Annotated in this window: 11 protein-coding genes; 6 read left to right on the plus strand and 5 right to left on the minus strand. The window is 60.1% G+C overall.

The annotated features are described in order from the left end of the window. Nucleotides 1–10: 10 nt before the first annotated feature. The 4 genes from LH464_RS20740 to LH464_RS20755 are packed head-to-tail and all read left to right on the plus strand — an operon-like array spanning nucleotide 11 to nucleotide 4,307. Nucleotides 11–1,474, plus strand: a complete 1,464-nt coding sequence (locus LH464_RS20740; protein ID WP_226788316.1) for an ATP-binding cassette domain-containing protein — start codon at nucleotides 11–13, stop codon at nucleotides 1,472–1,474. Beyond that, nucleotides 1,471–2,412, plus strand: coding sequence for an ABC transporter permease (locus LH464_RS20745; protein ID WP_226788317.1), 942 nt, complete (start codon nucleotides 1,471–1,473; stop codon nucleotides 2,410–2,412). Before LH464_RS20740 ends, LH464_RS20745 begins: the two co-directional genes overlap by 4 nt. Beyond that, on the plus strand, nucleotides 2,409–3,356 hold the full coding sequence (locus tag LH464_RS20750) for an ABC transporter permease (RefSeq protein WP_226788318.1): 948 nt from the start codon (nucleotides 2,409–2,411) through the stop codon (nucleotides 3,354–3,356). Before LH464_RS20745 ends, LH464_RS20750 begins: the two co-directional genes overlap by 4 nt. A 42-nt stretch (nucleotides 3,357–3,398) precedes the next feature. Next, the gene (locus LH464_RS20755) at nucleotides 3,399–4,307 is read left to right on the plus strand and encodes an SMP-30/gluconolactonase/LRE family protein (protein WP_226788319.1); all 909 of its coding nucleotides are present in this window, start codon (nucleotides 3,399–3,401) and stop codon (nucleotides 4,305–4,307) included. Nucleotides 4,308–4,331: 24 nt separating this feature from the next. Here LH464_RS20755 and LH464_RS20760 read toward each other — a convergent pair whose 3' ends face one another. Beyond that, nucleotides 4,332–4,619, minus strand: a complete 288-nt coding sequence (locus LH464_RS20760) for a DUF982 domain-containing protein (protein WP_226788320.1) — start codon at nucleotides 4,617–4,619, stop codon at nucleotides 4,332–4,334. 212 nt (nucleotides 4,620–4,831) lie between these two features. Between LH464_RS20760 and LH464_RS20765 the strand changes: the two genes are divergently transcribed. After that, complete coding sequence (locus LH464_RS20765; protein WP_226788321.1) at nucleotides 4,832–5,653, plus strand: bifunctional allantoicase/(S)-ureidoglycine aminohydrolase; 822 nt, start codon at nucleotides 4,832–4,834, stop codon at nucleotides 5,651–5,653. A gap of 22 nt (nucleotides 5,654–5,675) precedes the next feature. Here LH464_RS20765 and LH464_RS20770 read toward each other — a convergent pair whose 3' ends face one another. The 4 genes from LH464_RS20770 to LH464_RS20785 form a co-directional block, all read right to left on the minus strand. After that, entirely contained in the window at nucleotides 5,676–6,296 is a 621-nt protein-coding gene (locus LH464_RS20770) for a nucleoside triphosphate hydrolase (RefSeq protein WP_226788322.1), read from the minus strand. Beyond that, nucleotides 6,293–7,072 carry an ATP-binding cassette domain-containing protein gene (locus tag LH464_RS20775; RefSeq protein WP_226788323.1) on the minus strand — a complete coding sequence of 260 codons (780 nt, stop codon included), beginning with the start codon at nucleotides 7,070–7,072 and terminating at the stop codon, nucleotides 6,293–6,295. Before LH464_RS20775 ends, LH464_RS20770 begins: the two co-directional genes overlap by 4 nt. Beyond that, nucleotides 7,072–8,151 carry an ABC transporter permease gene (locus tag LH464_RS20780; RefSeq protein WP_226788324.1) on the minus strand — a complete coding sequence of 360 codons (1,080 nt, stop codon included), beginning with the start codon at nucleotides 8,149–8,151 and terminating at the stop codon, nucleotides 7,072–7,074. The genes LH464_RS20775 and LH464_RS20780 overlap by 1 nt, the downstream gene beginning before the upstream one ends. A gap of 92 nt (nucleotides 8,152–8,243) precedes the next feature. Then, nucleotides 8,244–9,269 (minus strand): sugar ABC transporter substrate-binding protein, encoded by a 1,026-nt coding sequence (locus LH464_RS20785; RefSeq protein ID WP_226788325.1) that lies wholly within the window; start codon nucleotides 9,267–9,269, stop codon nucleotides 8,244–8,246. Nucleotides 9,270–9,476: 207 nt separating this feature from the next. Between LH464_RS20785 and LH464_RS20790 the strand changes: the two genes are divergently transcribed. Further along, a complete protein-coding gene (locus tag LH464_RS20790; protein ID WP_226788326.1) occupies nucleotides 9,477–10,715 on the plus strand; it encodes an ROK family transcriptional regulator in 1,239 nt (412 codons plus the stop codon). Nucleotides 10,716–10,759: the final 44 nt, after the last annotated feature.

Below are 10,759 nucleotides of genomic sequence, written 5' to 3' on the forward strand. Positions count from 1 at the left end.
TTTGCCCCTCATGAATGACACAGTGCCAAAACAGGAAGTGGTGGCCGCACGCGGCATCAAGGTCGCCTTCGGTGCGGTCAAGGCGCTCGACGGCGCCGACCTCGTCATCCGCGCGGGCGAATGCGTCGGGCTTGTCGGTCACAACGGTGCCGGCAAATCGACGATCGTCAATGTCATCAACGGTGGCCTCACTCCGCAGGAGGGCAGTGTTTCCTATGACGGAACCCCTGGCCTGCACGGCGTTGCCATGGCACGCGCCCATGGTGTCCGGTGCGTTTTCCAGGAACTGTCCCTCTGCCCGAACCTGACGGTGAACGAGAATGTCCGGGTCATGCACGCCGACCTCAAGGGTGCCAGCTGGCGCCGGAGAGGACTTGAGCTTGTTCGCCGCCAACTGGAGGAAACCTTTCCCGGTCACGGCATAGATTGCGACAGCACTGTCGAAGATCTCTCCATCGCCGAGCGGCAGATGGTCGAGATCGCCATCAGTTTCACGACGGTGAGCCAGCGCCCGCGGCTTGTGATCCTGGATGAGCCGACGTCGTCCCTGGACGCGGGCCTTGCCGCCCAGCTGATGGCCTATGTCCGCCGGTTCGTGAAAGAGGGCGGATCCGTGCTGTTGATCTCGCATATCCTGGGCGAAATCCTTTCCACTTCCGACCGGATCGTCGTGATGAAGGATGGCAAGGTCGTTGCAGACAAGCCTGCCACCGAGTTCGATACGCGACGGCTGGTGGAAACAATGGGCAGTGTCGTGAAGGAACACGGCTGGAAGCGCACAATGGGCACCAAGTCCGGCGCTCCTGTTCTGTCCAGACCGGCGCTGCCAGGCTCGACGATACAGTTGGAAGCCTTTGGTGGCGAAATCATCGGGCTCGCCGGTCTCGGTGGACACGGCCAGACGGAGGCGTTGCTCGATCTCTACTTGTCTTCGAGCAGTAACTGGTGGCCTACGCGGGAGCCGAAGATGGCATTTGTCGCTGGCGACCGTGGCCTGAACGGAACGTTCGGTCTCTGGAGCATCCTGAAGAACCTCAGCATTTCCTCTCTGAAGGCCTTGTCCTCCCGCAATATGATCGACGCGGACTGCGAGGACGAGGTGAGCGAGCGTTGGAAGAAGCGGATCGAGATCCGCACCCCGAACATGCAGAACCCCATCCTCTCGCTCTCGGGAGGCAATCAGCAGAAAGTCCTGTTTGCGCGTGCACTCGCCACGACTTCCAAGGTCGTCCTGATGGACGACCCGATGCGTGGGGTGGACGTCGGCACCAAGCAGGAGGTCTACGAGATCTTGCGCGCCGAGGCGGCGGCTGGACGAACTTTCATCTGGTATTCAACCGAAATGGACGAGATACGTCTCTGCGACCGGGTATATGTCTTTCGCGATGGAGCAATCGCGGCCGAGCTGGTCGGCGAAGCCATTACCGAGCCCAACGTTCTCGCCGCATCCTTTGCCGGAGGTGAAGCAGCATGAAGCTTTCATCCGGTACCGTCCGCATGATCATCCCGGCGGTGTCGCTCGCCGTTCTCCTGTCTGCGGTGTTCTATATGCAACCCCGGGCGATGAGCTACACGGGCCTCAATCTGCTGTTCAATCTAGCGGTGCCGATTGCGCTCGCGACGATTGCCCAGATGCTGATCATGGCGGTCAACGATCTCGACCTTTCCATGGGAACGTTCGTCAGCTTCGCCGCTTGCGTCACCGCCACGTTCCTTCAGTCGTCACCCTTTGTCGGCCTCCTGATCCTGATCGGAGCGATTGCCGTCTATGCGGCCATGGGTGTGATCATCTACCTGCGAGAGCTTCCCTCGATCGTTGTCACGCTCGGCATGAGCTTCGTCTGGGCCGGCCTGGCGGTTCTCCTGTTGCCGTCTCCGGGCGGAAGCGCGCCCGACTGGGCCCGTGCGCTCATGACGTCCAAACCCCCGGTCGTCCCGATGGCTATCGTCGCGAGCGTGGTGATCGCCGCAGTCACGCATTTTCTGGTCATGCGCTCCTCGTTTGGAGTTCTGATCCGTGGTGTAGGTGGCAATTCCCGTTCCGTCGAACGTGCCGGCTGGTCCGTGATCGGAATTCGTGCCGCGACCTACGCACTGGCTGGCCTCTTCGCGGTCCTCGCCGGTATTGCGCTGGTCGGCCTCACCACGGCGGCCGACGCAAACATCGCACTTCGCTATACACTCCTGTCCATCGCAGGCGTCATCCTGGGAGGCGGCGAATTTGTCGGGGGCCGGGTTTCGCCGGTCGGCGCTGTCATCGGGGCTTTGACGCTGACGCTCGCGGGCTCGTTCCTCTCCTTCATGCGCATTTCGCCGGACTGGCAGATCGGTGCGCAGGGGGCGATCCTCATCGTGGTTCTGGGCTTGCGCCTTTTCCTGAACAGGCTTGAGAAGAGGGAGAAGAACCGATGAACGGCTTTGGCCCACTGGTACGCAAGCCCTGGATCTGGTCCTTTGCCGCGACGATCATCGTCTGGGCAGTCACGGTGCTGTTCACCGGCGGTGCCAGCTCCCTCGGCCTGTCGCAGGCTGCGCTCACCTTTGCTGCCTTTTCCGTCATTGTCGGTATCGGGCAGATGTTCGTGATCACGCTGGGACCCGGCAATATCGACCTGTCGGTTCCCGCGACGATGACGCTGTCCGGGACACTTGCCTTGAAACTCATGGACGTCCAGGACGGCATGATTGTTGTCGGGCTTGTCGCCTCCATACTGATCGGCATAGCCATCGGCATCGGCAATTACGGACTGATCAAGCTGCTGCGTATTCCTCCGATCATCGCGACCTTGTCGATGAGCTTCATCGTCCAGTCCATCGCGATCTGGAGCAACCGCGGCCTGCGTATCAAGCCGCCGGAGGTGCTGGCAGGTTTCAGCACGTCCTACAGCTTCGGAATCCCGAACGTTGCCCTCGTCGCGCTGCTGCTGTCGCTTGTAGCCTGGGTGCTGCTCGAGAAAAGCATTTACGGCCGCTGGATTTCTGCGATCGGGCAAAGCACTTTCGCCGCCCGAATGGCTGGCATACCGGTTGATGGCACCCGCTTTGCCACCTACGTACTCTGTGCTGTCCTTGCCTCGATCTGCGGCTATCTGTTGGCCAGCTTTTCCGGCGGCGCCGCGCTCAACATGGGTGCAGAATATCTCCTGATGTCGATTGCGGTCGTCGTCATCGGCGGAACGGCGGTTGCGGGCGGAAACTCCAATATTCCGGGAATTTGGGGTGCTTCGCTCTTCATGTTCCTCGTCGTCTCGATGCTCAATACCTACGGCTTCGGCGCAGGCACCCGGCTGATCCTTACGGGGGTCATCATCATCGTCGTCATTCTGGCGGCCGGCGGCAAGAAGGCTCTTCGATGACCTGCCTCGCCGCCGTTTCGTCATCTCAACCGGACAGATATCATGTCGCAAACCCAATCGATCTATGAAGTTCACGACGAATGCTTCCGGCGGCTGACGGTCGCTAGCGCGGCGCTGGAGGAGCTGTATTCCGGCTGCCGGTGGGCTGAAGGTCCCGTCTGGTTTGCGGACACGCAGTGCCTGATCTTCAGCGATATCCCAAACGAGCGCATGCTGCGCTGGGTGTCGGGCGGCGGCGTCTCCGTCTTCCGGGCACAATCCAATTTCGTCAACGGCAATACCCGCGATAGGCAAGGGCGCCTCATCTCGTGCCAACATGGCGGGCGGCGCGTTGTTCGCACCGAGCTCGACGGATCGCTCACGGTGCTGGCGGATCAATACCGAGGAAAGCGCCTCAACTCCCCGAACGACGTCGTCGTCCGGTCCGACGACAGCATCTGGTTCACCGATCCGACCTACGGCATCATGTCGGACTACGAGGGCTACACGGCGGATCCAGAGCAGGAAACACGCAACGTCTATCGTCTCGATCCACATTCGGGAGAGATTGAGGCGGTTTTGACCGATTTTGGTCAACCCAACGGGCTGGCCTTCTCCCCGGACGAGAGCAAGCTCTACGTCGCCGATTCTTCATCGAGCCACGATATCAATGCACCACGGCGCATCCGCGTATTCGACGTCGCTGAAGGAGGCCGCCTCGCCAATGGAGGTGTGTTCTGCGACATTGACACGGGAGTGCCCGACGGTTTCCGTGTGGACGTCCAGGGAAACATATGGACCAGCGCCGGCGACGGGGTCCATTGCTTCTCGCCGGAGGGCAAGTTGCTCGGGAAAATAAAGGTGCCGCAGGTGGTTGCGAATGTCGCCTTCGGCGGGCCACGCCGCAACTGCCTTTTCATTACGGCGACCAAGAGCCTTTATGCCGTCTACCTTGCAGTCAACGGGATCTAGGGCTTTTCAATTTCAGGAAACGCTCTATCCCGCCAGCGGAAGGTCATCTTCCGGGATATCCAGCATTCTGGCTTCGATGCATGCTTCGATGAAAGTTTGCCGCGCGATGTCTGCTGCAATGCGACCATCGATCGCCTGACCGCAAGCCTCAGCGGCTCGACGGTAGCGGTCACCGTAAATCGCCGGCCAACGGTGCTGGAGATAGGCAAGGGCGTCCTGCGGGTTCCTGATCGTTTCCGGTAGTCCATAACCTATCCGTACTCGGACAGGTGAGGCCCAACGAAGAACGTTGGCTCTGATCATCATGTTCATTTCGATACCCTTGTAGCCGGGACCGAGAACGCAGGTGAATCGAAAAGGTTTCGTCGGTTTAGCGGATTTATTTTTTACCGCTCGGACCTGTTCGTATGAGAGAGAGTCTCGCGACAGGCCGGTCTGTTTCGCCAGACGCAAAGGCGATTGCCTGAAAACGCGCGGCAGCCTAAACCAGATATGCGCAGGTACCAGCCAACCGGATATACACCATGAGTGACGCGACCTATTTTTCCAGACTTGGGGGCCTTCCGGGGCAGACCGAGCTACTTTCGAGCAAAGCGGTATTCACCAACGCCTACGCGGTCATTCCCCGCACTGTGATGACCGACATCGTCACGAGCGTGCTGCCGCACTGGGATAAGACGCGCGCGTGGATCATTTCCCGGCCGTTGAGCGGGTTTTCCGAAACCTTCGCGCAATACGTCATGGAAGTGGAGCCAAGTGGCGGCAGCAGTCGTCCGGAACCGGATGCCCGAGCGCAAGCGGCACTGTTCGTCACCGAGGGCGAGATGACCGTGGAGCTGGACGGACAGGCACATGCGCTTCGGACCGGGTCCTTCGCCTATCTGCCGGCCGGTTCCAAGTGGTCGCTGCGCAACCATTCGTCCTACACCGTCCGATTCCACTGGATCCGCAAGGTATTCCAGGCTGCCGATGGTCTGGAGCCGCCGCCGCCGCTCTTCACGCATGAGAGCGAACGGCAGATGTTCTCCATGCCGGAAACCGATGGAAAGTGGTCAACGACGCGGTTCATCGATCCCGCCGATGTTCGTTACGACATGCATGTCAACATCGTGACGTTCCAGCCCGGGGGCACCATTCCGTTCATGGAAACCCATGTCATGGAACACGGGCTCTACGTGCTGGAAGGAAAGGCTGTCTACCGGCTCAACAAGGATTGGGTCGAAGTAGAAGCCGGCGACTTCATGTGGTTGCGCGCCTTCTGCCCGCAGGCATGTTACGCGGGCGGTCCCGGGCGGTTCCGTTACCTTCTCTACAAGGACGTCAACCGGCACGTCGCGCTCTGGTAGAAGCGTCCGTCGGTGGATGTCGTCAGCTGAAGGCCAGGTCGGCCTTTCGGCTGCGGTCCCTGACCAGCCTGCCATTGGGAAGGTCGTTGCCCTCGACCTTCGCCTGTGCCGCCGCAGGTTCCAGACCAAGTTCCAGCCATCGCTGCATCAACCGGTCTTCCAGCACATCCTCTGATGGCAGGAGCATGATCGAGAAATCGAACAGGGTTGCGAGTTCCACCCAACGTGGTTCGTCAAGCAGCAGGTAGTTTCCCTCGATGAGGACAATCCGGTCTTGTGGGCGGATTGCGCGCGCCGCGGCTATGGCAAGCTCCCGTGTCCGGTCGAAGAGGGGGACAAGCACGTCCTCCGAGCCTTGCCGCAAGGCACGGACAATATCCAGAAGACCCCGGACATCGAAGGTTTCCTGCGCACCCTTGCGTTCCAGCAGACCGCGCTCCCGAAGAATGGCATCGTCCATGTGGAAGCCATCCATTGGCACGATTGCCGTCTGCAGGCCACTTTCAAGCAGCGCTGCCGCCAGCTGCTCGACGATCGTCGATTTGCCTGCACCCGGCGGCCCGGCGATCGCGATGAGAAAGCGTTGCCTGTTCGCCGCTCGTGTGGCGATTTCGTTTGTGATGGCAGCAGTATCAATGTTCATGCAGCGACGGGTTCCGCAGGTGCCTTTGCCCCCGTCATGAAGGCAACAGCATCCGACATGCTATAGTCCTTCGGGTTGATGACGCAGAGACGCCGGCCGAGCCGATGCACATGAATGCGGTCGGCAACCTCGAACACATGCGGCATATTGTGGGAGATCAGCACGATCGGAATGCCGCGGCGGCGGACGTCGAGAATAAGCTCAAGCACACGCCGGCTTTCCTTGACGCCGAGTGCTGCCGTCGGCTCATCGAGAATGATCACCTTTGAACCGAATGCGGCCGCCCGTGCGACAGCCACGCCTTGTCGTTGCCCGCCGGACAGCGTTTCCACGGCCTGGTTGATGTTCTGGATCGTCATCAGCCCAAGCTCGGAAAGCTTGTCGCGCGCGAAGCGCTCCATCGCCGTGCGGTCCAGTTTCCGGAACCATTTCCCCATGATGCCCGGTTTGCGCAACTCCCGTCCGAGGAAGATGTTGTCGGCAATGGAAAGGGCAGGGGAGAGTGCCAGGTTCTGGTAGACTGTCTCGATGCCGGCCTTTCGCGCCTCGATGGGCGACCGGAATTGAATGAGCTGGCCTTCCAGACGGATCTCGCCGTCGTCGGGCGTGACGGCGCCCGAAATTGCCTTGATCATGGAGGACTTGCCGGCTCCGTTGTCTCCGATGACCGCCAGAATTTCGCCGGGGTAGAGATCGAAGTCGGCATTGTCCAATGCGGTGACGCGACCGTAACGCTTGACCAACCCGCGGGCGGTGAGAATGGGTTCCTGTACCATCAGCCTGATACCTTTCTGATCCATTGGTCGATTGCCACAGCGGCGATGATGAGGACGCCGATCAACAGGTATGTCCACTGTGGATCCGTCCCGATCAGGCGCAGGCCTAGCGAGAAGACGCCGACGATAAGCGCACCGAAGATCATGCCGAGGATAGAACCTCGGCCGCCGAAGAGCGAGATGCCTCCGATAACGACGGCAGTGATGGATTCGATGTTGGCAAACTGCCCGGCCGTCGGCGAAACGGAGCCGATGCGGCCGATGAGCGCCCAGCCGGCGAGTGCGCAGATGAGACCCGAAAGCGTATAGACTGAAACGAGCATGCGCTTGACATTGACGCCGGCAAGTTCGGCCGCCTCCGGGTCGTCACCCACGGCATAGACGTGGCGGCCCCAGGCGGTCCTGTTCAGGACATACCATAGCAGCGCCACCAGCAAGACCATGACGATGACGCCATAGGTGAAGACGGCACCGCCAATCCGGATGTTCGACCCGAAGAACTGCAGGATCGGCGCCTGCTGGGCAATGTCCTGCGAGCGGATGGTTTCGTTCGCCGAATAAAGAAAGTTTGAAGCCAGAACGATCTGCCACATGCCGAGCGTGACGATGAAGGGCGGAAGCTTCATCCGTGCGACGAGCTGGCCGTTGATCCAGCCACAGAAGGCGCCTACCGCAAAGCCACAGAGGATCGCTACCGTCGGCGGCAAGCCGTAGCGGAACGTGAACTGTCCCATGACGACGGAGGAGAGGACCATGATGGCGCCGACCGAGAGGTCGATGCCCGCAGTCAGGATCACCAGGGTCTGTGCAGCCCCGACGATGCCGACGATTGCCACCTGCTGCAGGATCAGCGTCAGCGTGAAGGCCGAGAAGAACTTGGTTCCCAATAGCATGCCGAATATGGCGATCGACATTATAAGGACGATCAGGGGTACGGCTGCAGGGCTCGAGTGCAGGAAGTGCTGGCATTTCTGCAGCACCGACCTTTCATGCGTGTCGAAGGAAGCGACCTGTGTCGAACTACCCGACAGGACCTTCTCGTATTCATGATGCGGATTTGCCGCTTGTGGCTCGGTCATGTCAGTACCTCCCGACTAAGCCTTTCCCAAAGGCTCTGGCCCTAGGAGAGGGCGGCTCGACGCCGCCCTCCAGGTTCGTGATCAGGGCGCAATCAGCCCCAGCACTTTTCCGTGGCTTGCTTGGTGTCGATGGATTCGACACCTTGTGCAGGCTTGTCGGTGACGAGGGCCACGCCGGTATCGAAGAAGTTCTTGCCTTCGGTCGCCTTCGGCTTCTCACCGGTGTCAGCGAACTTCTTGATGGCCTCGATGCCCATGGAAGCCATCAGCAGCGGATATTGCTGCGATGTTGCTCCGATGACGCCTTCCGCTACGTTCTTGACGCCCGGGCAACCGCCATCCACCGAAACGATCAACACATCGGCTTCGCGGCCGACCGACTTCAGGGCCTCGTAGGCACCCGCGGCGGCTGGCTCGTTGATGGTGTGTACGACGTTGATGGTCGGATCTTTCTGGAGAAGGTTCTCCATCGCGGTACGGCCACCTTCTTCGTTGCCGTTCGTCACGTCATGACCAACGATGCGCGGGTCGGTTTCGTCGCCGATCTTGTTGATGTCGACAACATCGATCCCAAAGCCCTTCATGAAGCCCTGGTTGCGCAAAACGTCGACTGACGGCTGGGAGGGGGTAAGGTTGAGGAATGCCACCCTGGCATCCTTTGCCGCGTCGCCGAGGGTTGCAGCGGCCCACTTGCCGATCAGTTCGCCCGCAAGCAGGTTGTCCGTCGCGAAGGTCATGTCGGCCGCATCGAGCGGCTCGAGCGGAGTATCAAGGGCGATGACGAGTATGCCCGCGTCGCGCGCCTTCTGGACGGCGGGGACGATCCCCTTTGTATCGGAAGCGGTGAGAAGAATACCCTTGGCGCCATCGGCGATGCAGGTCTCGATCGCCGCTACCTGGCTTTCGCTATCGCCGTCGATCTTGCCGGCATAGGACTTGAGGGTGACACCCAGTTCCTGCGCCTTGGCGGTTGCGCCTTCCTTCATCTTCACGAAGAACGGGTTGGTGTCCGTTTTGGTAATCAGGCACGCGGAAACTTCCTGTGCCTTCGCCGGTGCCGAAAAGGCAACGCCCAGCGCCAGCGCAGCGAACGCCGTAGCGTAAATGGATTTCTTCATGGTCTCCTCCCAGAGTTGAATTTGTCGCCAAAGCGAATGGGTCTGATCCTGGCTAAAGTCTGCGAAGCCTCCTCCAAAGCCCTCAGCCAACCCTCACTCATTAAGAGGAAAGCGATTTCGCTTGTCAATAAATAAATCGGATTGAATTATTAATTATCTGTGCCACTCTCCCAACGGGATGCTGTATAGCGCCCCGGGGAGGAAGCCATGTCTGTCTCTGAAAGTTCAGCTCAACACGCGTTGTCGCCGCTTCAAAGCGGCTTGACCGGTGGTGCGAACCAGGTCCGCGTGCGGGCCTACAACGAACGGCTGGTGCTTTCTCTCGTTCGCCTGCACGGATCGCTGTCGAAGGCGGATATCACGCGGCGAAGCGGGCTATCGGCACAGACGGTGTCGGTGATCATGCGGTCTCTGGAGAAGGAGGGGTTGCTTCTTCGCGGAGAGCCTGTCCGAGGCAAGGTTGGCCAGCCGTCGGTGCCGATGCGTCTCAATCCGGATGCCGTCTATTCCTTCGGCGTGAAGATGGGTCGGCGCAGCGCAGACCTCGTTCTTATGGATTTCGTCGGACGGATCCGTCTCCAGTACCACGAGACCTATGCCTACCCGCAGCCGGACCAGATCATGCGGATCATCACGTCCGGGATAGAGCGGCTCGAAGGCCAGCTTGATGCTGACAAGCGCAACAGGATTGCGGGAATTGGCATAGCAGCGCCATTCGAGATCTGGAGTTGGCCTGACGAAGTCGGTGCGCCCGAAGGAGCGATGGATGCCTGGAAGGACTTCGATCTTCAGGCGGAGGTCGCAGCGCGTGTTCGTCATCCGGTTTATCTTCAAAACGACGCCACCAGCGCATGCGGGGCGGAACTCGTCTTCGGTGTCGGGCCATCCTATGCCGACTTCATCTACCTGTTCATCGGTTCCTTCATCGGCGGCGGGATTGTCCTCAACTCTGCCGTCTTCTCAGGTCGAACTGGTACCGCCGGCGCGGTCGGGCCGCTGCCAGTGCGCGGCAAGGATGGTGAAACACGCCAGTTGCTGGATATAGCGTCGATCTTCGTACTGGAGAACCTGTTGCAGGAGCGTGGCATCGATCCACAACCGCTCTGGTACTCCGCCGATGATTGGATCGACTTCGGCGAGCCGCTGGAAAGGTGGATACAGGACAGCGCCGCGGCCCTTGGACAAGCGATCGTTGCCGCAGCGTCAATCATCGATTTCGGCGCCGCCGTCATCGATGGCGGTTTTCCATCCTGGGTTCGCCAGCGACTGGTCGCAGCCACGATCGATGCCGTGGAAAGGCTCGATCTGCAGGGTGTCATCATGCCGGATATCATTGAGGGAAAGGTAGGTTCGCAGGCACGTGCCGTCGGCGGAGCCAGCCTGCCGATATTCGCCCGCTACCTGATGGACCAGAACGTTCTCTTCAAGGATCTTGCGGAAGTTTGAGCGTCCGGCTCGAATTTCTGGGTTGAGGGGGCCGGAAGATATCT

Source organism: Pseudorhizobium xiangyangii (genome assembly GCF_020531965.1).
GTDB lineage: Bacteria > Pseudomonadota > Alphaproteobacteria > Rhizobiales > Rhizobiaceae > Neorhizobium > Neorhizobium xiangyangii.

Coding starts and splice junctions, on each gene's coding strand:
- LH464_RS20750 (WP_226788318.1), top strand. CDS start 2,409: ATGAACGGCTTTGGCCCACTGGTACGCAAGCCCTGGATCTGGTCCTTT.
- LH464_RS20745 (WP_226788317.1), top strand. CDS start 1,471: ATGAAGCTTTCATCCGGTACCGTCCGCATGATCATCCCGGCGGTGTCG.
- LH464_RS20790 (WP_226788326.1), top strand. CDS start 9,477: ATGTCTGTCTCTGAAAGTTCAGCTCAACACGCGTTGTCGCCGCTTCAA.
- LH464_RS20765 (WP_226788321.1), top strand. CDS start 4,832: ATGAGTGACGCGACCTATTTTTCCAGACTTGGGGGCCTTCCGGGGCAG.
- LH464_RS20785 (WP_226788325.1), bottom strand. CDS start 9,269: ATGAAGAAATCCATTTACGCTACGGCGTTCGCTGCGCTGGCGCTGGGC.
- LH464_RS20760 (WP_226788320.1), bottom strand. CDS start 4,619: ATGAACATGATGATCAGAGCCAACGTTCTTCGTTGGGCCTCACCTGTC.
- LH464_RS20755 (WP_226788319.1), top strand. CDS start 3,399: ATGTCGCAAACCCAATCGATCTATGAAGTTCACGACGAATGCTTCCGG.
- LH464_RS20740 (WP_226788316.1), top strand. CDS start 11: ATGAATGACACAGTGCCAAAACAGGAAGTGGTGGCCGCACGCGGCATC.
- LH464_RS20770 (WP_226788322.1), bottom strand. CDS start 6,296: ATGAACATTGATACTGCTGCCATCACAAACGAAATCGCCACACGAGCG.
- LH464_RS20780 (WP_226788324.1), bottom strand. CDS start 8,151: ATGACCGAGCCACAAGCGGCAAATCCGCATCATGAATACGAGAAGGTC.
- LH464_RS20775 (WP_226788323.1), bottom strand. CDS start 7,072: ATGGTACAGGAACCCATTCTCACCGCCCGCGGGTTGGTCAAGCGTTAC.